Here is a 22,514-nt window from a genome sequence, read left to right as displayed (position 1 = left end):
GCTGGGCAGGTTTTGCACTGCGATGGAAGCGAAAAATCCGGTATAGTAAGGATGAATCCAAACCGGAAAGGAGCACAGGAATGGAAAAGATCGGATATGCAGTACTGGGCTGCGGGTTTATCGGCAAACTGCACGCAGGAGTGATCTCCCGCCTGCCAAACGCATACCTGGCCGCTGTCTGCGATGTGAACAAGACAGCCGCGGCCGAAATGGGGGCGCAATACGGCTGCAAGGTGTATAACGATTACCGTGAGCTTTTACGCGACGCCGCGGTCGACGCGGTCACTGTCTGCCTGCCGTCGGGAATGCACCGCGACGCGGTGATCGCCTGCGCCAGGGAAAAGAAGCACGTCCTTTGCGAAAAGCCCATCGATATCAGCGTGGAACATGCGCAGGAGATGGTTGCGGCATGCCGGCAAAACGGCGTAACGTTCGGCGTGATCCTGCAGCACCGGTTCGACCGGCCGGTCCTCGCATTGCAGGAAGCGGTCCGGCAAGGGCTTATGGGACGGCTGCTCTGGGGCGCGTCCCGCACCATCTGGTACCGCGACGCGCAGTATTTCCAGAACCCCTACCGCGGCACCTGGCAGTATGACGGCGGCGGCGCGCTGATCAACCAGTCGATCCATTATATCGATCTCCTGCTCAATTTTTTTGGGCGGGTAAAAAGTGTGAGCGGCAAATGCCGCACCCTGCTGCATCATGAAATCGAAGCTGAGGACGTCGGGGTTGCCAATCTGGAGTTCTCAAACGGCTGCCTTGCCACGGTGGAAGGTTCGACCGTCTGCTATCCTGGGCTGTACGCGGAGCTCTGCCTGTTCGGTGAAAAAGGCTCCGCAATTGTACGCAATGACCATCTCTTGTTTTACCAGCTGGAATCCGGAAAAAACGCCGCGCTCGACGCGGTTGTGGATGTGGCCCGCGCAAATTCGCAGCATCTCGACGCACGCATCAGCGATGAGTCCCATTACCGGCAGTATGAGGACTTCACCCAGGCGCTGCTGGAAGGCCGGCAGCCGGCGGTAACCGGCGCGGACGCCTTGCATGGGCTTTCGGTCATCAAAGCGATCTATACCTCTTCCGACCAAAAGCGCGAGATCTACCTTTAATCCCACATCATTATAAATGCCGCCCAGGAATCGGATATCAATTCGATTCCTGGGCGGCGAGATATTCCGCGTACTGTTTCGGGGAGTAGCCAAACTGCTTCTTAAACGCCCGCAGAAAACTGGTGTAGTCTCCAAATCCACAGTACAGATAGACCGACGCGACCGGCACCCCTTCCATAATCAGGTTGCTTGCGCCCACCAAGCGCTTCTGGATGATGTACTGATACACCGAAGTCCCGGTCATTTCCTTGAAAAAACGCATGAAATAATATTTGCTCAGATACACATGTTCCGCCAGTTCCGCCACAGAGATATGCCGTTCCAGATTCTCTTCGATGTAGTGGTTGACAATCTCGATCATCTGCCGTTTTTTGACCGGATCGCTCATATACTGCGGGGCATTTTCTTCACAGTTGCGGCGGAAAAGCACCATCAGTTCGGTCAGATATGCTTTATAAAGCACGCCGCTGCCAAAATTGTCCTGTCCCCGGTCCTGTTCCGCAATCAGCCGGCTGAGGAGCAGCCGGATATTGTTCTGCGTTTCAAGGGAAAAACGGTAGACCCCGAAACGCTGCCATTTGAAACAGGCGGCCAGATCATCTTCTTCATCGGAGAGCTGGCAGAGCATTTTTTCCGAAATCCGCAGCACGATTCGCTCATAGGTCACCTGCTGTCCGGAGAACAGGGGGCGGTGCGGCTGGTTGATTCCAAAGAGCAGGATATCCCCAGGTTTTACCGCAAAGATCGTATTCCCGATCTGATAGCTGAGGCTTCCGGAAATCAAAAAATACAGTTCATAAAAATTGTGGCTGTGCAGCGGCGCATAGTAATCCCAGCCGTCCAGATAATGAAAAATCTGATAATCACGGTCCATATTCGGAACGCCATGCAGCGTTTGCCTCTGGGTTTTTTCTTTCAAATGTGCGCACTCCTTTTTGCCGGGACAAGCCCTTTCAAAATATACGCCTATTATAATCGACAAGAGCACTTTTTGCAACATGCACAGCATTTTTTGCACTTACTTTTCACATTTTGTGAATGTACCATAATATTAGCGAGGGGAAATTCCCACTCGCAAAAAGAAGCAGACTTGAATAAGGAGGATGGAAAATGAAAAGAACCCTTTCTCTCGTATTAGCAATCGCATTGATATGCCTGTCCGGCTGCGGCCAGTCCGCCGCGCCGCAATCCAGCGCAGCGCCTGCCCAGTCCGCGGCGCCCGCCGCATCCAGCGAACCCGCCGCACCTTCCAGTGAGGCGCCCGCTGAGGACCCCGCTGCGGATTTCCCGGCAAAACCGGTTGAAGCCACTGTCCAGTGGGCGGCCGGAGGCGGCGGTGACCTCGTGTTCCGCGCGCTGGCCGACGTCTTCGCCGACCACGCGAACGGACAGCCGATGGTCATCAAAAATGTCGAAGGCGCTTCCGGCGTCACCGGCAGCACCGAGTTCATGGACGCTGAAGCGGATGGTTACAAGGTGATGCATGTCAACACCGCCCACGTTTCAAAAATCCACATGAGCGAAGTCCCCTACGACATCACTTCCTTTGAGCCGGTGATCCAGATCGTGGAAAGCTACAACTACCTGCTGGTGAACGCCGACGCGAAATGGAACACTCTGGATGAATTCATCGCGGACGCAAAAGCGGCTCCCGGCACGATTTCGATCGGCAACGCGGGCGTTGGCGGCGGAAACCATCTGGCTGCCCTGCTCTTCGAGCAGGCGGTTGACGCGGAATTCTCGCACATCTCCTACAGCGGCGGCGGCCCGACCGTCACCGGCCTGCTCAGCGGAGAGGTTGACGCGGCCATGTGCAACGCCCCGGAGGGCATGACCAACGTGGACGCCGGACAGCTCAAAATCCTGGGCAACTTCGGTTCCAAACGGTTTGAGAAATATCCGGACGTCCCCACCGCGCAGGAGAGCGGACTTGACCTCACCATCGAACAGTGGCGCGGCGTGGTCGTTCCGAAGGGAACCCCGCCGGAGCTCATTGCAAAGCTGCATGACATCATCAAGGAATGTGTGGAAGATGAACGTTATGTTGAAAAGATGAAGAGCATGGACGCTGTCCCGGCGTATAAGAACACCGCCGATTTCAAGGCGTTTATGGAATCAGAAAACAAACGCTTTGAGGAACTGATCAAGTCCAAGGGCCTCGGCGACCGCTACAAGGCCAGTTAACTGACAAAAGCGGTTGCTGCGACGCTCCAAACGACAGTCGCCGGCCGTACAGGGACCTCCTGTGCGGCCGATTTTTATCGCAGGGGCCTGTCACGAGGCCCTGATTGGGGGAATTATCTGTGAAAGACACCAGGATCTCTGATCTGTTAGCCGCGATCGGAACCCTTATACTTGGAATCGGAGCGTTCGTACTTTCGTCGTCGCTCCCCACCGCAAAAATTGGTCTGGGTTCGGGCGGCTTCCCGCGGGTGATCGGTTTCTGCCTGATATTGCTGGGCGCCATCCAGATGGTGTTCACCTGCATGAAAGGATTCCGGAATGTCCAGGTACAGCTCGACTGGGCAACAATCCGGCCGATCGCGGCCACCGCCGCAATCGCGTTTCTTTATGTCGGGCTTCTGCGGCAGGCTGGTTTCCTGCTGCTCACGCCGCTGCTGCTGTTTTCCGTAATGATGCTGTTCGGTTACCGCAAATATCTTTCCGCCGCCATCATCAGTATCGTTACCAGCGTGGTGATCTATGTCCTTTTCTCAAAAGTCTTTATGATCTTCCTGCCGGAATGCCGGTGGTTTTAAGGGGGGCAATGCATGTTAAGCGCACTTTTATCAGGCTTCGCGACTGTTTTTCAGCCGGCCTGTTTCCTGTTTATGCTCTTCGGCGTGGTCGAAGGGATTGTCATCGGCGCGCTGCCGGGCCTTTCCGGTTCCATCGGAATCATCCTGCTGCTGCCGCTGGTCTATCGGATGCCCAGCGATATCGCCCTGGTCATGCTCTGCGGCGTATTCTGCGGCTCGATGTTTGGCGGGTCGGTCTCGGCCGTCCTGCTCAACACGCCTGGAACGCCTTCCGCGGCAGCCACTCTATTGGATGGGTACCCGCTCGCAAAGAAGGGGTATGGCGGCAAAGCCATCGGCACTGCCGCGATCGCGTCGTTCGTCGGCGGTATCATCAGCACACTTTGTCTTATCCTGATCGCCCCGCAGCTGAGCAAAATCGCACTGCAGTTCCATGCGGCCGATTATTTCTCGCTGACGGTCTTTGGCCTGACAATGGTCGCGGTATCGTCGGGCAAGAATATCTTTAAGGGGCTCATCAGCGCCGCGGCCGGGCTCTTTATCGCCACGGTCGGAACCGATCCGATTCTCGGGGCTTCCCGTTTCACCTTCGGCAATCACTACCTGATGAACGGCTTCCCGCTATTGCCGGTGCTGATCGGAATCTTCGCGGTGAGCGAAGTTCTCTCACAGGTCGGCAGCCACGGCAAGGATGGTTCCGACATCAAAGGCAAACAGGTCAAAAACCTGCTTCCCACTTTCCAGGAAATTAAATCCTTCTTTAAGATTTCGGTTCTGGGAGGCATCCTCGGAGTCCTGATCGGGATCATCCCGGGCACTGGCGGCGCAATCTCCGCGTTCCTTGCCTATGACGTGGCAAAAAAGGTCTCCAAACGGCCGGAGGAGTTTGGCAACGGCTCGCTTGAGGGAATCGCGGCCTGTGAATCTTCCAACAACGGCACCACTGGCGGCGCGCTGATCCCGATGCTCACCCTGGGCGTCCCCGGCGATGTGGTCACTTCGGTTATGCTCGGCGCGCTGGTTCTGATCGGCGTGAAGCCCGGTCCCCTGCTCTTTGTGGAGAACGCGGATATTGTTTACGCCATCTTCGCCGGCATGTTCGTCATCCAGTTCCTCATGCTCGCCGTGGGGCTTGGCTTTGCACGGGTCGCGCCGTATGTCCTCAAGGTTCCCATCAATATCCTCATGCCAATCATCCTGATCCTGTGCATCGTGGGCGCTTATTCCCAGTCGAATCAGGTCTATCACATCCTGGTCGCGCTGATCTTCGGCCTGGTCGGGCTGTTCATGAAAAAGTACGGCTATCCCGGCGCGCCGCTGATTCTGGGCATCGTCCTGGGGCCGATGGCGGAACAGAATCTGAACCGCGCCCTGCAGATCTCCAAAAATGACTGGACTATCCTTTTCTCCCGTCCGATCTCCCTGGCCTTCCTGCTGCTGGCCGCTGTATTCATCCTGATGCAGATCCGGTCAACCTACCGACAGAGCAAGGCCAAGAGCCAGGTAGCAGTATGATCCGCACCGGAGGGAATGGGAACTGGTCCACCATTGAAAACCTGCTCTCCGGCATCGAAATCCCGCGGATGGTAAAAGTCCGACAGCATTTTGTACATCCCGCTCCGGTTGACGTTGCGCAGCAGATCTCCGGGCAGGTTCATGGAAAACATCTGCTTGACCCGGTCCGTCCCGGCCAAACCGTGGCAATCACCGTGGGCAGCCGCGGCATCGCCAACCAGCCGCTTGCGGTAAAAACTCTGGTGGGACTTGTGCGCGAAGCGGGCGGCGAGCCGTTTCTCATTCCGGCCATGGGCAGCCACGCAGGGGCCACGGCCGAAGGCCAGGCTGCCATGCTGCGCGGAATGGGTTATACGGAAGATGCCGTTGGCGCGCCGATCCGCGCCACCATGGACACCGTGGAGCTGGGGCGCACCGCTTCGGGCCTTCCTGTGCTGACCGACCGGCTGGCGTATGAGGCCGATCACCTGATTGTGCTTAACCGGATCAAGCCGCATGTTTGCTTCCGCGGCCCTTATGAATCGGGGCTGATGAAGATGATCACCATCGGCCTGGGCAAACAGAAAGGCGCGGATATTGCGCATAATCTGGGGTTTGGCCGCATGCCGGAGCATATCCCCGAGATTGCAAATGAGGCGATCCGGCACCTGAACATCCTGTGCGCTGTGGGGCTTGTGGAAAACGCGTTTCATGAAACCGCCGCCTGCGCCGTGCTGCGCAGGGAGGAGATCGCTTCGGAGGAACCCCGCCTGCTCGAGATGGCAAAGTCCTACGCGCCGCGCCTGCACTTCGACCAGCTGGATACGCTGATCATCGATGAGATCGGTAAAAATATCAGCGGTGCCGGATTCGACACGAACGTCGTCGGGCGTTACCATTCCGAATGGATCAGCGGCGGGCCCAAAATCAAGCGGCTTTTGATCCTCGATATCTCCAAGGAATCCAAGGGGAATGGAAACGGCCTCGGGATGGCCGATTTCACCACGCGGCGGGCTGCTGAAAAGTTCGATTTCACACAAACCTATCCAAATACCCTGACCGCCACCCTCACCGGCGGCGTCAAGATCCCCATGGTCCTGCCAAACGATCAGCAGGCGGTCCAGGCTTGCATCAAAACCAGCAATCTGGCCAATTTTGCGGACGCGGCCCTGGTGCGAATCCATAACACCCTCTGCCTGACCGAAATCGAGGTGTCCGAAAACCTTGCCGGAACGCTCAGGGGCGACGGCCGTTTTGAAATTCTCAGCGATCCCTACGCCTGGCGATTTGATGCCCAAGGCAATTTATTTTAAACTTTTCATACGGGGAGGATTTTACATATGACAATCATGGAAGAGATCCAAATCAAGCTGGACCGCATCCGCAAAGCCCTTGAACGACTCTCGCTCGACGCGGTTTATCTCAAGCGGCAGGATAATTTCGCTTGGATGACCGGCGGCGGCATCAACTATGTCGGGTTGGGCGAAATGGGCAACTGCGGCCTTTTGATCACCCGGGACAGCCAGTACGCAATCACCACCAATATCGAAGCGGCCCGGATGCGTGACGAGGAAAAGCTTGAAGATCTGGGTTATCCGATCCATTGCCAGACCTGGTATGAAAATGCGTTTGAAGGCGAAACGATCCGCCGGCTTGTCCCGTCCGGAAAGGTCGGTTTTGATCATGGCAATCCGGCCGGGCCGAACATCTCCAATGAGATCCGGCTCCTTCGTTTCTCGCTGACCGAATCTGAAGTGGAACGCTACCTTGTGGGCGGGTATCTGACCGCCCGCGCCATCGAGGAAACCATCGCGCAGGCCCGCCCGGGCGACAGTGAGCTTTCCATCATCGGCAAGCTTGCGCACCGCATTCGCGAAACCGGCCTCGACGTTGTGTCCGCCATGTGCGCGGCGGATGACCGGATTTCCAATTACCGGCACCCTGTCCCGACCGACCGAATTGTGCGTGAGCGGGTTCAGCTCGGCGGAAATATGCGGTACCGCGGGCTCATCATCTGCTGCACACGGCTGATGAACTTTGTCCCCGTCTCCAGCCAGCTGGCCAGCCAATACCGCGCCAATGTGGAAATCGACTGCACCCTTATGGCCAATTCCATCCCCGGCCAGAGTTTTGTTTCGGCTTTGGAAGCCGGGCAGAAAGCGTACGAAGCGCACGGTTACGGCGAAGAATTCAAACTGCATCATCAGGGCGGGCCGATCGGCTACGCCGGACGCGATTACCGGGTGGATTTCTCCACGCCGGGCCTCATCCAGGAAAACCAGGCATTCTGCTGGAATCCTTCCATCACCGGCACCAAAAGCGAAGACACCGTGATTGCCACCTCCCATGGAATTATCCCGGTGTCCCGGCCAGTGATCTGCCCGGTCATGACAGTCACTGTCGAAGATCAGACCTTCACCCGTCCAGCGATCTGGGAAGGCTGAACGCCCTAAAGAAGCATAAAAAACGGCGGTCTCTGCGAGACCGCCGTTTTTTATGCTTCTTTAGGGCGGGAAGGTTTTCCACACAATCCAAAGCAAGCGGTGGGAAGTTTTCAAGGATCAACCGATACAGCGCGTCAGCCTATTGCGCGGTTTCATTGCAGGTTCCGATCCGGCATTCCCTTTCCCAGCACCTTACTCAGGACCGAGCGCAGCACATTTACATCCAACGGTTTGGCCACATGCGCATCCATCCCCGCCTGCAGCGCCGCCTGTACATCCTCCGCAAAGGCATTGGCCGTCATTGCCACAATCGGAATGGTTTTTGCTTGCGCGCGTTCCATCCGCCTGATCGCGCGCGCCGCCTCATATCCATTCATCTCCGGCATCTGGATATCCATCAGGATCGCGTCATAGGTTCCTTCCGGCGCATCCCTGAATTCCCGCACAGCCTGCGCCCCGTCCGCTTTTACAACCGAATCCGCACCAAACAGCCGGAGAAGCTCACAGAGGATTTCCGCGTTGATCGCATTGTCCTCCGCCACCAAAAAACGGCATCCGCATAACAACCGGTCCGCCTTTATCTGGAAAAGTCTGCTGCCAGCGGCATCCGGACAAGGGTCCGCTCCAGCCGGCGCAGGTTCGCATTCCAGCTCAACGTAAAAGGCCGAACCTTTATTGACCGTACTTTCCACAGAAATGCTGCCCTCCATCAGGTCGACCAGCCCCTTTGCGATGCTCAACCCAAGTCCGGTTCCTTCGATACGGGCCACCAGGGTGCTGCGGATAAACGGATCAAAAATATGTGCAAGGAATTCCTCCGGAATTCCGATTCCTGTGTCTTTCACAGTGAACCGGTAACGAACCCATCCCGTATGGCGGGCTGGGGAAACTTCCTCGATCAAAAAGTCCACCCGCCCGCCTTCCGGAGTGAATTTGACCGCGTTGCTCAGGATATTCAGCAGAATCTGATTGATACGCAGCCCATCCCCATAAAAGCTGCGGTGGGAAACGTCCGCGATCCGGACATCCAACAGAACCCCCGCCGCCCTGGCCTGCGGCGCCATGATGGAAGAAAGCTGTCCCACCAAGTCGGCAAGCGTGACATACATCCGGTTGAGGGCAATTTTGGACTGTTCGATTTTGCTCATATCCAGGACATCGTTGATAAGGCTCAGCAGATGCTGGGAAGACGCGGAAATCTTTTGCAGGCAGTCCTTCACACGTTCGGGATCGTCAATATAAGCGGCTGCCAGCGTGGTCATCCCCATGATAGCGTTCATTGGCGTGCGGATATCGTGGCTCATCGCCGAAAGAAAATCGCTTTTGGCGCGGTTGGCATTGCGCGCCTGCGTAAGCGCGTCCTCCAGATTCCTTTTGGTTTCCCGTTCCGCAGCCAGCATATCTGTTACATCCGCCCGCACCATGCAGATCGTCCGATGGTTCTGATCCCCCCACAGCACGTTGATCTGCTTATACCGCAGCCCGTCGTCCGCATGGTAGGGGAACACAAAGTCGTAGCCTTCCGGCTTTTCATGCAGACGGCGGAGCATGGTCTCCAGGCAGAACTGCTCGCCGGCCTCGCCGTCTTTTTCCACGCCGTAACGGCCCGCGAAATACGCCACCGCATGATCATACTGCTCAACGATATAAGGCGCCAGGTTTTCCAGAACTGTCTGGCGGGTATGCATGGTCAGGCGGCCGCTGCCAACATTGATGAACCCCGCGAGTTCAAAGGTATACGCGATCATATGCAGAAGGCCCTGCTGTTCCCGGATGGAATCCGTGATGTCCGTCCGGGACAGACAAATCCTGCCCAACCGCAGATCCACGGCGGAAACAGTCATATTTTTTGTCCGGATATCCCCGTTGTCATCCACAACGGAAAAAGCAAACGTATATGCCCCTTCCCGCTTCAGCCGCTCCGGCATACGCACAGGGTCCAGCCCCCGCAGGTACTGTTCCCGGTCTTTTGGCACAACTTTGCAGTTGCCCATCTTCTGTATCCATTCGGAATGGCGGCCCTGGCGCGGCGGAACGTTGCCGGTGTCCTCTATGCACGAAAGGATGGTGTAGCGATCCCGCAGGAGATCCACATCCACAATGAAATCATGGCCCGTGACCGAAAGCTGGCGCAGTATCCGCTCAGAAATCGCCTGTTCGGTGACGTCGGTGACCGTCAGGATTCCCGTGACGTCTCCGGTGTCCGGAGTCTCCACCAAATTCACCTTGAACTGGACATAACGGCCGGTTTCTTCCTTTGGAAGCCTGACAAAGCAAACCATGATACGCTCGGTATCTCCCCGCGAAAAAGCAGCCAGCGTCGGGGCATTGAGATAGGTGTTCAAAAAGGAACTCCGATCTTCCTGCCCGACAATCATGTCGGACAGTCTGGTAAAGAAATTCTCCCGGTTCGTGCCAAAGACTTTCATCAGGTTGGAATCGGTATGGTCGATGATCTCCAGGATCCGGTTCTGGGTGACGTTGCAGTGGCCAAGGATCAGGGCGTTCGGTCCCGGCGTGCGGTAATGCTGGAGGAGCATCTCCTTATACTGCTGGCGGATCTTTTCCTGCTCTCTGACCGCGGCCGTCATGTCTGTGTATACGGCATAGATCCTGTGGACGCCATCCTCCGTCTGCAAGAGCGACAGGGTGCATTTAACCCAGACATAGCCTCTGCCGTCGCCCCGTTTGATCCGGCCGGCCAGCTCACAGTGCCCCTCGCCTTTTTTTGCATAGGCCTGCAGTTTTTCCCGCAGCGCCGGGACATCCCCGGGATGAAACCCTGTGAAGATATCCCGGCCATATAACCCGGACACCTGTGCCGCCGTCATATGCGTCATTGCGGCAAAGCCGTCGGAAATGAACTCCTGCGTCATATTGCCGTCCGGATCACAGCGGATGACCGAAATCCCTCCGGGCAGATTGGAAACCACCGTCCGGAAATACATCTCCAGGCGCTCTTTGTCCTTCCGGGTCCTGACTTCCTCGGTGACATCGCGGACATATTTGATGTAGGCCGGGATTCCATTCCAATCGGCTTCCCGGAAACGTGTTTTGTAAAACCGGTCGGTCCCGTCAACCGGCATCTCGTGTTCCTGCGCATCCGCCGCATGGCTGTTCAGCGTGCAGAACTCGCACGGCGCATCCTTCCCATGCATTGCCGCATAGCACTTTTTTCCGATACAATCCGATTCCTTGAGAAAAAGGGCCTTGGATTCATTGACATAGAGCAGTTCGTAATTTTCTTTGGCGATCACATAAATTCCATCCGCCGTTTCATTTGCAATATTCTGAAAGAGATGCGTCTGCGCAGACATTCCCGTAAAAACCGCGTAAAACCGTGTGGACTCCGAAAGCGGTCCCAGCCGGCGGCCATTGAGATGGATCCAGATGAGGGATCCATCCTTATGGTGCATCCGATAGGAAACATCCAGAACTTCACCGCTCAGAACCGCCGCCCGCGCCGCTGCGAGCACCCGTTCCCGATCCGGTTCATAAATGATATCGAGCGCGTTGTCCCGCACCAGCTCCTCATATTCTTCTCTGGTATGGCCGGAGAGCACCATGACGCCGTCCGAATAAAAGGTGGGGATAAATCGATTCCCTTCCACCCGGTAACTGGCAATGCCGCCCGGGATCGAATTGACCAGATGCTCCATCTCAAGCTGCGCTTCCTTGAGATCTGAAATATTGTGGAACACGCAGTGCAAAAGCGCGCATCCATCCTCTTCCCCGATCCATTTTACCTGGGCGCGCACCCACACGATATGCCCGTCCCGATGCCGCTTGCGGAATTCCAGTTCATCAACCCCGCGGGTCCGGATGACCTCCCTGGCCCGGGATACCACCATGCCGGTATCCTCCCAATAGGTCATCTCAGCCGCGTCGCATTTGACCATCTCGCGGTATTCCGCAACGGTGTATCCGGACAGCTGCGGGACGCCGTCCGAAAAATACACCGTTTCAAAAATATCGGAAACCTTATAGATCGCCACACCGCCCGGAATGGCGTTTATGATATCCCCCATCTTTCCATTTGTGTCAGTCAGATCCCGCTCCAGCCGCACCTGTTCGCTCACATCACTGTAAACAGCATAAAAAAACAGGCCGTCCCCCTGTTGCTTGGCAGAAACCTCGACATGGAGCCAGCGGTATTCCCCCATCCTGTCGTTGAATACCCGGAAGGTGTGGGACATCCCCGCACTGTTTTTCATAAGTCCGCAGATTTTTTCCCGCAGGGTCGGCAGATCCTCCTCGTATATATTGGAGAAGGACAACTCCTGCCCATCCTGGAAGATATGCTCGTCCGAAAAACCCAAAACCGTACAAAAAGCTGAATTATGGAACACCGGGCGGATTTGTCCGCCCTCCAGACGGTAGACGCACAGCCCGCTGGGAATGCTGCTGAGGAGCGTTTCCAGCTCATGCGCAAGCCTCATTCTACTCCACCGTCCTTTTCAAATCGTCCCGAAAGATCTTCGCCCTTTGAAATTCCTCCTGTACCACTTGATATAAAACCGGATAGTCCGCGCGCTGCTGTCCGGTCCGCAGCGGTTCCACCATGGCACAGACCGCATCATACAGCGGGGTGAGCCCCATATTCCCGGCCACCCCCTTCAGGGTATGCGCCGCCTCGAACGCGCCGCGCAGGTCGCCGGACGCGACTGCGTCGCCCAGCTTCTGCAGGTTTTTATCCTGGAACAGCATATCCAGAAGCCGCAGATACATCGTCTCGCTTCCCATAAACCGCGCCATTGTGGCCCCATAATCCGCACCATAGGCTTCAAACGCTTCTCTGAATCCCCGCATTCCTCAGGACTCCTTCCCGAAAATAAAATCAGACAGAGTCTGATACAGGCGCCCCGGTTCGATGGGTTTGGCGAGGTGGGCGTTCATCCCCGCAGCCTTACTCTTTTCAATGTCATCATCAAAGGCATTCGCGGTCATTGCAATGATCGGGATGGAATCGGCGTCGGCGTTGCTGAGGTGCCGGATGTTGGTGGCAGCTGTCAGCCCATCCATCAGGGGCATACGGATATCCATAAGGATTGCGTCGTAATACCCCCGCGTCGATTTGCTGAACAGTTCCAGCGCCCGCAGCCCATTTCCTGCCGTTTCAACCTCAAACCCCTTGTTTTCCAGCAGCATTGCGGCCACTTCGGTATTGATCTGGTTGTCCTCCACCAGCAGAATCCGTTTTCCGGAAAAATCATAGTCGGTGATCTCGGGCTGTTTTTCCTGGCTCTCCTTTTTATCCAGAGCCTTGGTAAACGCAGAAATCAACGAGGATTTGAACATCGGCTTGCTCATCAGCAGGTTAACGCCCGCCAGCTTCGCTTCATGCTCGATGGAGACCCAGTCGTAGGCGGTCATGATGATGATTGTGACATCCGGCCCGACAATCCGGCGGATACGCCGCGCGGTTTCGATGCCGTCCATCTCTGGCATCTTCCAGTCGATCAGGATCATATCATAAAATCTGCCGTTCTCCCAAAGGGTTTTCACCTGTTCGACGGCTTTTGTTCCGCTGTCCACCCATTCGGCATGGATTCCCATCTCCTTGAGCGTGGCGACCGCGCTCTCGCAGACGGTCACATCGTCGTCCACAACCAGTGTTTTCAAGTGAGAGAAATGATAATCCCGCTTTTTCAGATGGTGCCGGAGTTTTTCCTCCTCGGTGATGCCGAGCTTCACATTTATAGTGAATTCGGAACCAATCCCCTTGATCGAGCGCACTGTGATGTTCCCGTCCATCATATCCACAATGTTCTTGGAAATGGCAAGGCCCAGCCCGGTACCGCCATACACGGCGGTGGCGCCAGTGGATTCCTGGGAAAACGGCTCAAAGATATGCGGGAGGAATTCCTCGCTCATTCCAGAGCCGGTATCGTTCACAATAAAGCGCAGCTCAGCGTCATTTTTGGTTTTCCTGCGCTGTTCAACGGAAAATGTGACCTTCCCGTTCTCGCTGGTGAACTTGATGGCGTTCGACAGGATGTTGATCAACACCTGCTGCAGTTTCATGGCGTCTCCAATGTAGTAATCGTCCAGAACCGGGTCCACAATACATTCATATTCCACACCCTTGGCCGCCGCCTGGGTATAACAGATGGCATTGATCCCGCTCAGGAATTCCTCTACGGGGATCTTCTCATTTTTTAAGAGCATCTTGCCGCTTTCGATCCGGCTCATGTCCAAAATGTCGTTGATCAGGGACAGCAGGAATCTGGATGAAATGCCGATCTTGGACAGGCAGTCAGCGATCCGCTCGTCATCCCCGATCGACTGAGCCGCAATTGTGCTCATCCCAATGATCGCATTCATCGGCGTGCGGATTTCATGGGACATCCGGGACAAGAAATCGGTTTTGGCCGCGTTGGCCTGTTCCGCCGCAACTAGGGCCGCCGCCAAATCTTCCCTCTGTTTCTGCTCTTGCCGGACCACATCCGTAACATCGGAGCGCGCCATGCAGACCCGCCCCAGTTCCTTATTAATATAGAATACCTGGAACCGCTTGATCCGCCGCTCACCGTGATCATCCTTCATCTCCACAATGAAGGAGTAGGTGTTTTGCTCCTCCAGCATCTTTTTCATATAGGCATAGTCCAGCTTGCCGAGATATTCTTTCTGCCAGGTTTCGTCCATAAACCGCTGGGCCACCTTACGGATCTCTTTCTGAAATTCGCCCTGTCGGGGGACGGTGTCCCTGCGGCCTCTGTCCATCGAGATCGTGCGGTGAAAATCGCGGGGAATGTTGATGTCGGTAATAACGTCGTAATCCAGCTCCGCCAGCCGGTTCAGGAGCTCTCTCTGAATTTTCTGTTCGGTCACGTCATGCGTATAGAAAAACAGGATGATGTCCCCAGTTTCCGGGTTCATATAGGAGCGAAAGTTTGTGCTGCCAAAGAATGCCCCGCGGTCATTGCGCCTGCGCAGAAAATCGAAATGGTATTCTGTTTTTCCCGCAGCGTAATCCGCCAGCACCTTATCCCTGCAAAGCTGCCTGCGGATATCCTCCCCATAAGCCGGGTCCACCGCGGAGGCCGCCAGGTTTTCGATCGTATCATCGTAGGAATCTCCGGAATGCGCAACCGCTACATCCGCCGTCGCCAGATAGCTTTCCATCCGGTTCTGTGTGGCGTTGAGCCGCCCCTGGATGCAGCCTTCCGCTGAAGAGAGCTCCACAAAATAGGAAAGCTCCTTTTCATACAGTTCCTGGACCCGTTCCCGCAGTTGCTTTTCATCGGTGATATCCACAAAAACACAATAAAAATACTGTTCCCCATCTTGCTCGGTGAACAGCTGGCCTTTGATGGAAAGCCATTTGACCGTCCCATCCTTGCACACCAGACGGCTCTCATTATGGATGGTATTCCCATTCATCAGCTGCGCCTTCAATTTATCCGCCATCGCCAGCAGGTCCTCGGGATAGATCACTGTGGACATTTTGTTGCCCATGGCTGCAAATTCTTCCCGGCTGTACCCGATAAAGTCAAACAAGCCGTCGTTGGCCTCAACGACAGAGAAATCCGGATCAAATTTGCAGCGAAAAACCGCCCCGGGAATGTTGTTATAGATATGCAGCAATTCTTCCCGCGTCTGCTTTTGCGCCGTGATGTCAATGCAAACCGAAGCAATGGCGGGCCTGCCGTTCTCCGCTGTGATCCGTCTGCCATCATCGTGAACCCAGATATAGGACCCGTCCCTTTTTTTCATCCGGTATTCTACTGTGTATTCTCCCTTTTCGTCCAGCTGGCGCCCTACCTGCACATCCACAAATTCCCGGTCCTCCGGCGCCATGCAGTTGGAAATCATACCGCCAATATCAGAGATAAATTCCGCTTCGCTCTCATAACCCAGATATGCCAGCATCTGCCGGTTGATAAAATAAAATGGGAAACCCGGCTCTATGTAACCGCCCATCATCCCGCCGGCCAGAGAATCATTCAACAGCTCCTGACGCTGACGGGCGATATTTTCCATCACCAGCGACCGCGGATAGTGCTCGCTTTCAAGCTGGCTCGCGCTGGGTTCCGCAAAATGAAGATTTTTGATCAGGCATTCGCCGCCTTTTGTTTGAACCAGGGTGAAAAATGCCCGCAGCCGCCAGGAATACAGCGTATTTTTCAGGATCAGCCCCGCGGCCAGACTGCATACATGCTCCGCAATCCTCTGCTCATGGATATCAGCCAGTTCAAAATGAAAAGGCTCGGGTATCTCCTGAATGTCCTGCCTGAGATATGCTGCCATTTCGGTGCTTCCCTGGGCAGACTCGTCCTCACCCGTGCCCACAAACCTGACGTCTTCTGATAAAAATGTCAGCGTCTTTTCCGCGTCGCGCTGTTCAAACCAGCTTTGACAGAACCGCCGAACCGTTTCCTTGGCTGTCGTGATCATCCGTCTCATCCTTTCCACAAAGGCATGACATGCCCTGCCGCGCCTTTGCGAAGCACAAATCCCGTTGTTCCGGATTTTGCCTGTATATGTTTTATTTTAGCATAGGAAACGTTCGGGGGCAATCTTTTTTATCGTTTCCACCGCCCTCACCACAGGCAGCGGCAGGCCCTGCGAACGGATAAAGCCAACCCCTTTCCCAGTCTCAAGCTAAGTTTGGAACCCGTGAAAAACAGGGCAGCAGATCCATAGCGGCTGTCACGAGCGTGGTACACACCGCCATTGCCGTAACATTGGCAACCGTCGGGTGAACGCCGCACGGCAGCTTCCCGCGGATCATCTGCGCCGTGGGGCCGCCAAGAATGCCGCCCAAAATACCCGCGAACAGCGCGGGCAGCAGCCCTCCGCCATAAAAGAGCACGCAGGCCGGGCCCACGCTTACAACCGGGATAAAGGTGGCGTATCCGTCCGCAAGCCGTTCTCCGTAAAGGAAAATCCCCACGGCCGATCCGGTGAACTGGGAAAGCAGAATCGCGGGGACAAGCCCGGTTCCATAGACCCCATGCCCCGCGCAGAGCGCCGTTTCCAACAGCACCCCGCCCAACAAGAAGAGCGAGGCTGTCTCATTGCCATAAAACTGCGCCTCACTAAAATCAGCGAGCATCCGTTTCACCCGCCAGGCGACCCCACGGCCGGCTGCGGCTGGTTTTTGCGCCGGCGGCGCCGCCACACCAAAAAGCGCGGCGCAGACCGGACAGATCACCGCGCCGGTCACTGCCATCGCGATGACGCTCGCCACCACGCTGGGCAGCCCGAGCGGCGCAGCCACATGGAGATTCAGCCACACCGCCGTGGGCGCGCAGAAAAGTCCGCCCAAAACCGAACCGGCAAAAAGCTGCCGCCAGCCCGGTCCGCACAGCAGGATAACCGCAGGCGGCGCGCCGGCCACCGGGATGAAGGTCGCCACCCAATCCGCCCCATCGGTAAAATAACTCCCAAACCGGCCGAACACAAAAAGGGTGAGCGCGAGCGATGCGAGCTGCGCGGCAAGCACCCAGGGGAACAACACGGGGTTCCCACAGAGCGCGAAACGCGTGGGCTTTCCGTCCCGCCAGCGCAGCCATGCAACGATTCCGCCCAGAATCACGCCCAGGCCGGAAAGAATTCCCGCGTAAAACTGCGGCTCGGCGAAGTTCATAAAGAACCAGGCAAGCTGTTTGGGCAGGCTTTGGGCGGCGCCCGCGACAATCCAATCGTAGTCAAGCGGCAAAAGCGTGCTTCTTCCAGCCGCGGGAAGCCCCCAGTAGCAGGCAAATCCCAGCGCCAGCCCAATCAGCAGGCCGCCCAGCCGTTGGGGCAGTGGATCCCGCCGCGTCATTTCGAGAGCAGGAAGGTGATGTACAGGCCGGTGAGGATCGCTGTGGTGATCACCCCTGAAACGTTTGCACCGATTGCGTAGGGCAGGATGATTGCGGACCGGTTGGCCAGCGTGACCTCCTTCTGCGCGACCTTGGCAGTGGTCGGCACGCAGGACACCCCCGCTATACCCGTCACAGGATTAAACTTTTTCCCACTGATGAAGTAGGCCAGATATCCGCCGCCAATGCCGCCGATTCCGGAGATCAGCAGGGCAAACATCCCGAGTACCAGCAGCTTGAGGATCACGGGATTTAGGATGGTTGTCGCCTCGCAGAGCACCCCCAGCAGAAGCCCCAGGAAAAAGGTGGAGGCATACAGGAAGGTGTTTTCCAGCATTTCAGCATATTTTTCCACCCCCGCTTCGCGGATCGCCACCCCAAGGAAAAAGCTTAAAAACAGCGGCGCGGCAACCGGGAAAAGCAGCGAAAGCACAAGACAGGCGACGATCGAAAAGACCAGCTTTTCCCGCCGGGTCACGCTGGCGATCCGGTCATCCACAGGCGGCTTGATCCCGCGCAGCTTTTTGGGAACCAGCAGTCGGATCAAAAATGGATAGCCGCCGTAGGTCAGACTCAGATAGAGGTATGCCACAATCGTGATTGGGACAAACAGGTCCTTTGCCATTGTGAGCGAAGCAAACAGTACCATCGGGCCGTCCGCGCCACCGATGAGCGCAACCGCAGCCGCGTCTCCGGGGGCGAGCCCCATCGAGATGGCCAGCGGAAAGGTCAGGATGGTGCCGAGCTCGGCACAGAAGGCGATCAGCATGCTTGTGAAGGGATAGGCCAACAGGTATCCCACGTCGGTCAGCACCCCGATCCCCAGGAAAACAATACAGGCGATCAGCCCGTTGCTAAAGGTAAACGTATAAATCGGCTGCAGGAAATCCACCTGCAAAATCTGCATCAGCGCGTTGGTATCGGACACCATTGGATCGACAAAAATATTTCCCATCACGCCGGTGGACAGGTAAAGCACCGCGCTGTTGATCGCCACCATGCCAAAGCCCATCGGGATCATGATGAGCGGCTCCAGCGTATGTTTGCAGCCGAGATAGAACAGCAGCACGCCCAGTGCGATCAGCAGGATGCGCGCGAGGGCCATCCGGGGATCCACTGCGAAAAGGGTTGAAATCCCCTGAAACAACATTGAAAGGTCCATATTCTCACTCCTTATTGCGCCGGACGGAACTCATTTGCGCACGAACTTTTGCAGGACTGTGCGGATCAATGAGATCGCCACGGCTGTCAGTATTGACAGCACAAACGCCACACCGGCAATCTGCGCCGTCATAATCCAGACCTGTGCCATGCCGTTCACCTCCATCAGCCAATCACTGCGATCACATCTTCGGTATTTACCACCTGGTTCTGTTTTACCCGGATTTCCCGCACCACGCCGTCATAATCGGCATAAATTTCATTCTCCAGCTTCATGGCCTCCAGAATGACGACCGGGTCGTCCGCGCGAACCGTATCGCCCACCTGCACCAGGATTTTTGCAATCCGCCCGGACATCGGCGCTTCGACGACGTTTCCGCCCTGCGGGACGGGCGGCGGGGCCGGTACAGGCGCGGGAGCCGCCGGGATTGGCGCCGCGCAAGCGGGTGAAATCGAGCTGACCGCGCCGGTCTCCTCCACATCCACCTCATAGGTGAAGCCGTTATAGGTAATTTTCAGATGCTTCATATGGGACACTCCTTTTACTGATCAATTTTTTCGCTTTGGCCCGCGGGATTTTCGGGATGCAGCCAGTAATAGGCCGCGGCCGCGATGACCTGTTCAGCGCTAAGCTCTCCCGCGGGCGCGGCTTCAGCCGGCCGGTTCGCCCCTGCGGACACGGCGGCGCGCGGTTTCACATGCCGGATCTCGCGGCGGACGTTATGGATCAGCACCGCCGCGCAAACCGCCACTGCCACCGCCAGCCAGAGCGACCAAGCCAATGACAAGGTGGAGATCGTCATTCTGTTTCCCCCTTTCAGACAAGCGAGAGGATGGTTTCCATCTCACGCTGCAGTTCGATCGCTTCCCCTAGGGTCATCTTGCGAAAATGGATGACATCCCCGGGCTTGACCTGCCCGACCTTCCACAGTTCGGCGGTCGGCACGGTGCAAAACGAGATGAACCCGCCGAGGCTCGGCCCGTCCACACCGATGATGATCGGGGTGTCGCCGGAAAAATTGACCGTCCCAATCGCATAGGTATAATCGTGCATATTCGAAGGATGCCGGCCGCCTTCCCCGCCGTCGGCGCGCGCGAAAACCGGTTTCGGGCCTTCCAGGCGGATTCCCAGGCGGTTGGCGTTGTAATTCACGTGGTAATCCGATGAGAAGAACAGGTCCGCGCTTTCTTCGGTGAAGAAATCCGGACAGCCATGCGGCCCGGGCAGCGCGCCGATCTCCCACCGGCTGGTATATTGGGGCATGCAGGAGACGTTGAAGGCATTTTTGCGCGATTTCACCGGCTTTCCGGTAAAAATCTCCAGCATATCGCCCTTTTTCAACGGCCGGCCTTCAAAGCCGCCGAATTTTCCATATGCAAAGGTCGAGCGGCTGCCGAGGTATTCCGGCACGTCGATCCCGCCGCGGATTGCCAGATACGCGCGGAACCCTCCGCCAATCACCCGGCCGATCTTGATCCGCGCACCTTTGGGCACCTCGACCGGCGTCCACCAGGGAAGCTCCTCCCGATCCATCGTCGCGGCAAATTTCGCGCCGCCCAGCACGATCACCGCCGGGTCGTGAAACAAAAGGGTCGGTCCCATACCGGTGATTTCCAGCCCGGCATCCCCGTCCTCATTTCCCGCGAGACGGTTCGCAAGCCGGAACGCAAACGGGTCCATCGGCCCGGAGGGTGGGATCCCGATATTCCAATAACCGATCCGTCCCGGGTAATCCTGAACAGTCAGGCCAAGGCCGCCGTCAATAATCTCAATCATCTAACCCGCTCCCCTTCCTAATAGCCCTGTGTCGCAAGGCCGATTGATTCCGCCTGCCGGCGTCTAAATGCCAGCGCCTGCGGTTCCACCTGCCGGCAGAATTCCTCATAGGCGCCAATCTCAAATTCCCCGTCTGCAATCTCAAATTGATAGGTGTTGTTATGCACCCCCGCCCCCATACGGTCGAGTTCCTCCTCGCTCACAGCGACAAACTGAACCCGGTCGAACGGCCGCAGCAGCCACGGAGCCTCCCGGAAAGCGTCGTTTAATTGCCAGGTGTCCCAGAACGGGACGGTGCGGCCGATGAGCTGGTAACCTCCCGGGGATTCCATCGGATAGATGCACATGAACGCGCCGCCGATGCCGACCGCGCCTTCTGGCGTCATCGTCCGGGCGGGATTATATTTCGGCGCGCTCATCCGGTAGCGCGGGTCGAGCGGCACCGCGCAGGGCGCGCCGAGATAGACATCTCCCAGGCCGATCACCAGATGCTCGGTGGCGAGGAAGTATTCCCGCACCTTTTCAACCCCATCGAGCCCGTTGCAGCGCGCAACAAACTCCATATTGTCGGGCAGGTACGGCGCTTCGGCGCGTACCGACTCCATATATTTACGGACGTAGGCCAGACATTTTTCATCGTGAAACGCGATCGGCAATTTCACCAGCCGGGAAGGAACCGGCTGATCCTCATATGCCGCGATGCTCTTTTCCGCCATGCGGATGACCTCCACCAGCCGGTTCAGAGGCAGCGTGAGGCTGTCGTAATAGATGAGCATTGACCGTACACCCGGTGAAAGTTCCCGGATTCCCGCGACCTGCATCTGCCGGATGATTTTTTCCAGCCAGTAGAGACGCACCCGGTAGCCTACATCCAGTTTCATCTCGCCGTATTCCACCAGCACATAGTCGTTTCCGGACATCCGGATGACAACCTTCCGGTCCGGGGTGTTTTCATTGAGGACACATATGACCGCCTCTGATTTGATTCCCAAGCAAAGTACCCCTTTCTTAAAACGGGACGCATTCGGACGGATGTCTGAATGCGTCCCGCAAATTTTATGCAGGCGCCGCGGACAGCGCGGATTACTTGAGACCCGCCGCTTTGACCGCTTCGATAAAACGTTTGGAATCGGTCACGTTTCCAAATACGCCGCCCTGCATCTTGACCGATTTGATCGCCGCCTCATGGTTGCCCATATCGGTCGCGCCGGTGCCGTCTTTCATCAGGACACACCAGTAGCCGTAATCGTTCGCTTCGCGCATGATCGTATGTACGCATACGTCGGTGGTGATGCCGCAGATGACGATGTGGGTGATGCCCAGGTTCTTGAGGACCATGTGGATGGTGCTCGAACCGAAGGCGCCCTTCCCGGCCTTGTCGATGATCATTTCGCCCGGGATGGGGTAAACCTTTTCGTGCAGGTCCCAGTTCGGCTCGCCGCGCACCAGCAGCCGTCCGAGGCCGTTTTCCGGCACGTCGCCGATGCCAACGCCTTCACCGATGATCTTACTGCGCAGGACCTTGTTGAACGGGGCGTCCGAAAGATCGGGTTCATGGCCCTCGCGGGTGTGGATCACCTTGATATCGGTGCCGCGCACCGCCTCGAGCGCGTTGGCGATCGGCTCCAGGGCCCGCGCGGTGTTGTTGAGGTCGTACCCCATGACATCCACATAGCCTTTTTTGCCGCAGAAATCGGTCTGCATATCAACCGCGATGAAGGCGGTACGCGCCGAATCCATCTCGACATAGGCCGTGTCTCCGAAATTCGGGCAGTCCTCGACCTCGACCTTGATCAGCTTGCCGATCGGCGCGCCATAGAGCCACTGCGGGAACTCAAAGGTTTTTGTCTCTTTGAAGCGCTCATACGCCTCCTGCACCTTCGCCAGTTTCTTGTCGCGGTTCACGCTGTAAAGGGGCTCGTATTTTCTCAGTTCTGCCATGCTTCTTACCTCCTAGA

The 22,514-nt window shown here is 56.6% G+C and carries 17 protein-coding genes; 6 read left to right on the top strand and 11 right to left on the bottom strand.

The window, feature by feature from the left end:
• Window positions 1-80: 80 nt before the first annotated feature.
• Window positions 81-1,109 carry a Gfo/Idh/MocA family protein gene (locus DWV16_RS04085; protein ID WP_118477883.1) on the top strand — a complete coding sequence of 343 codons (1,029 nt, stop codon included), beginning with the start codon at window positions 81-83 and terminating at the stop codon, window positions 1,107-1,109.
• A gap of 37 nt (window positions 1,110-1,146) precedes the next feature.
• Here DWV16_RS04085 and DWV16_RS04080 read toward each other — a convergent pair whose 3' ends face one another.
• Window positions 1,147-2,028 (bottom strand): AraC family transcriptional regulator, encoded by an 882-nt coding sequence (locus tag DWV16_RS04080; protein ID WP_158572774.1) that lies wholly within the window; start codon window positions 2,026-2,028, stop codon window positions 1,147-1,149.
• A gap of 191 nt (window positions 2,029-2,219) precedes the next feature.
• Between DWV16_RS04080 and DWV16_RS04075 the strand changes: the two genes are divergently transcribed.
• The 5 genes from DWV16_RS04075 to DWV16_RS04055 all read left to right on the top strand — a co-directional run bounded on the left by DWV16_RS04075 (window position 2,220) and on the right by DWV16_RS04055 (window position 7,806).
• Window positions 2,220-3,293, top strand: a complete 1,074-nt coding sequence (locus tag DWV16_RS04075; RefSeq protein ID WP_079987957.1) for a tripartite tricarboxylate transporter substrate binding protein — start codon at window positions 2,220-2,222, stop codon at window positions 3,291-3,293.
• Window positions 3,294-3,412: 119 nt separating this feature from the next.
• Window positions 3,413-3,868, top strand: a complete 456-nt coding sequence (locus tag DWV16_RS04070) for a tripartite tricarboxylate transporter TctB family protein (protein ID WP_066452485.1) — start codon at window positions 3,413-3,415, stop codon at window positions 3,866-3,868.
• A 12-nt stretch (window positions 3,869-3,880) separates the two neighbouring features.
• On the top strand, window positions 3,881-5,383 hold the full coding sequence (locus DWV16_RS04065; RefSeq protein ID WP_118477882.1) for a tripartite tricarboxylate transporter permease: 1,503 nt from the start codon (window positions 3,881-3,883) through the stop codon (window positions 5,381-5,383).
• The gene (locus DWV16_RS04060) at window positions 5,380-6,675 is read left to right on the top strand and encodes a lactate racemase domain-containing protein (RefSeq protein ID WP_118477881.1); all 1,296 of its coding nucleotides are present in this window, start codon (window positions 5,380-5,382) and stop codon (window positions 6,673-6,675) included. The genes DWV16_RS04065 and DWV16_RS04060 overlap by 4 nt, the downstream gene beginning before the upstream one ends.
• 27 nt (window positions 6,676-6,702) lie before the next feature.
• Window positions 6,703-7,806: a Xaa-Pro peptidase family protein gene (locus DWV16_RS04055; protein WP_118477880.1), complete on the top strand. Its 1,104-nt coding sequence runs from the start codon at window positions 6,703-6,705 to the stop codon at window positions 7,804-7,806.
• Window positions 7,807-7,958: 152 nt separating this feature from the next.
• Here DWV16_RS04055 and DWV16_RS04050 read toward each other — a convergent pair whose 3' ends face one another.
• The 10 genes from DWV16_RS04050 to DWV16_RS04005 all read right to left on the bottom strand — a co-directional run bounded on the left by DWV16_RS04050 (window position 7,959) and on the right by DWV16_RS04005 (window position 22,497).
• On the bottom strand, window positions 7,959-12,245 hold the full coding sequence (locus DWV16_RS04050; protein ID WP_118477879.1) for a PAS domain-containing protein: 4,287 nt from the start codon (window positions 12,243-12,245) through the stop codon (window positions 7,959-7,961).
• A 1-nt stretch (window position 12,246) separates the two neighbouring features.
• Window positions 12,247-12,615 (bottom strand): Hpt domain-containing protein, encoded by a 369-nt coding sequence (locus DWV16_RS04045; protein ID WP_118477878.1) that lies wholly within the window; start codon window positions 12,613-12,615, stop codon window positions 12,247-12,249.
• 3 nt (window positions 12,616-12,618) lie between these two features.
• Window positions 12,619-16,203, bottom strand: a complete 3,585-nt coding sequence (locus DWV16_RS04040; protein ID WP_368183614.1) for a response regulator — start codon at window positions 16,201-16,203, stop codon at window positions 12,619-12,621.
• A 202-nt stretch (window positions 16,204-16,405) separates the two neighbouring features.
• Window positions 16,406-17,578 carry a hypothetical protein gene (locus DWV16_RS04035; RefSeq protein WP_147349421.1) on the bottom strand — a complete coding sequence of 391 codons (1,173 nt, stop codon included), beginning with the start codon at window positions 17,576-17,578 and terminating at the stop codon, window positions 16,406-16,408.
• On the bottom strand, window positions 17,575-18,780 hold the full coding sequence (locus tag DWV16_RS04030) for a sodium ion-translocating decarboxylase subunit beta (RefSeq protein ID WP_066452493.1): 1,206 nt from the start codon (window positions 18,778-18,780) through the stop codon (window positions 17,575-17,577). The genes DWV16_RS04035 and DWV16_RS04030 overlap by 4 nt, the downstream gene beginning before the upstream one ends.
• Before the next feature lie 164 nt (window positions 18,781-18,944).
• The gene (locus tag DWV16_RS04025; RefSeq protein WP_066452494.1) at window positions 18,945-19,307 is read right to left on the bottom strand and encodes a biotin/lipoyl-containing protein; all 363 of its coding nucleotides are present in this window, start codon (window positions 19,305-19,307) and stop codon (window positions 18,945-18,947) included.
• Window positions 19,308-19,321: 14 nt separating this feature from the next.
• Complete coding sequence (locus tag DWV16_RS04020; protein ID WP_066452495.1) at window positions 19,322-19,582, bottom strand: hypothetical protein; 261 nt, start codon at window positions 19,580-19,582, stop codon at window positions 19,322-19,324.
• Between the two features lie 14 nt (window positions 19,583-19,596).
• Window positions 19,597-20,556 carry a 5-oxoprolinase/urea amidolyase family protein gene (locus DWV16_RS04015; RefSeq protein WP_118477876.1) on the bottom strand — a complete coding sequence of 320 codons (960 nt, stop codon included), beginning with the start codon at window positions 20,554-20,556 and terminating at the stop codon, window positions 19,597-19,599.
• Between the two features lie 17 nt (window positions 20,557-20,573).
• Entirely contained in the window at window positions 20,574-21,548 is a 975-nt protein-coding gene (locus DWV16_RS04010) for a carboxyltransferase domain-containing protein (RefSeq protein WP_118477875.1), read from the bottom strand.
• A 91-nt stretch (window positions 21,549-21,639) separates the two neighbouring features.
• The gene (locus tag DWV16_RS04005) at window positions 21,640-22,497 is read right to left on the bottom strand and encodes a cysteine hydrolase family protein (RefSeq protein WP_199719762.1); all 858 of its coding nucleotides are present in this window, start codon (window positions 22,495-22,497) and stop codon (window positions 21,640-21,642) included.
• Window positions 22,498-22,514 lie beyond the last annotated feature (17 nt).

It is taken from the genome of Anaerotruncus sp. AF02-27 (genome assembly GCF_003465835.1).
GTDB lineage: Bacteria > Bacillota > Clostridia > Oscillospirales > Ruminococcaceae > Anaerotruncus > Anaerotruncus rubiinfantis.
Note: the sequence above shows the minus strand (reverse complement) of the source record. Positions and strands in the feature narration are given on the sequence as shown.

Excerpts from the sequence above, each read along its gene's own strand:
- DWV16_RS04085 (WP_118477883.1), top strand. The coding sequence starts at position 81 with ATGGAAAAGATCGGATATGCAGTACTGGGCTGCGGGTTTATCGGCAAA.
- DWV16_RS04075 (WP_079987957.1), top strand. The coding sequence starts at position 2,220 with ATGAAAAGAACCCTTTCTCTCGTATTAGCAATCGCATTGATATGCCTG.
- DWV16_RS04065 (WP_118477882.1), top strand. The coding sequence starts at position 3,881 with ATGTTAAGCGCACTTTTATCAGGCTTCGCGACTGTTTTTCAGCCGGCC.
- DWV16_RS04060 (WP_118477881.1), top strand. The coding sequence starts at position 5,380 with ATGATCCGCACCGGAGGGAATGGGAACTGGTCCACCATTGAAAACCTG.
- DWV16_RS04055 (WP_118477880.1), top strand. The coding sequence starts at position 6,703 with ATGACAATCATGGAAGAGATCCAAATCAAGCTGGACCGCATCCGCAAA.
- DWV16_RS04050 (WP_118477879.1), bottom strand. The coding sequence starts at position 12,245 with ATGAGGCTTGCGCATGAGCTGGAAACGCTCCTCAGCAGCATTCCCAGC.
- DWV16_RS04045 (WP_118477878.1), bottom strand. The coding sequence starts at position 12,615 with ATGCGGGGATTCAGAGAAGCGTTTGAAGCCTATGGTGCGGATTATGGG.
- DWV16_RS04040 (WP_368183614.1), bottom strand. The coding sequence starts at position 16,203 with ATGATCACGACAGCCAAGGAAACGGTTCGGCGGTTCTGTCAAAGCTGG.
- DWV16_RS04035 (WP_147349421.1), bottom strand. The coding sequence starts at position 17,578 with ATGACGCGGCGGGATCCACTGCCCCAACGGCTGGGCGGCCTGCTGATT.
- DWV16_RS04030 (WP_066452493.1), bottom strand. The coding sequence starts at position 18,780 with ATGGACCTTTCAATGTTGTTTCAGGGGATTTCAACCCTTTTCGCAGTG.
- DWV16_RS04025 (WP_066452494.1), bottom strand. The coding sequence starts at position 19,307 with ATGAAGCATCTGAAAATTACCTATAACGGCTTCACCTATGAGGTGGAT.
- DWV16_RS04020 (WP_066452495.1), bottom strand. The coding sequence starts at position 19,582 with ATGACGATCTCCACCTTGTCATTGGCTTGGTCGCTCTGGCTGGCGGTG.
- DWV16_RS04015 (WP_118477876.1), bottom strand. The coding sequence starts at position 20,556 with ATGATTGAGATTATTGACGGCGGCCTTGGCCTGACTGTTCAGGATTAC.
- DWV16_RS04005 (WP_199719762.1), bottom strand. The coding sequence starts at position 22,497 with ATGGCAGAACTGAGAAAATACGAGCCCCTTTACAGCGTGAACCGCGAC.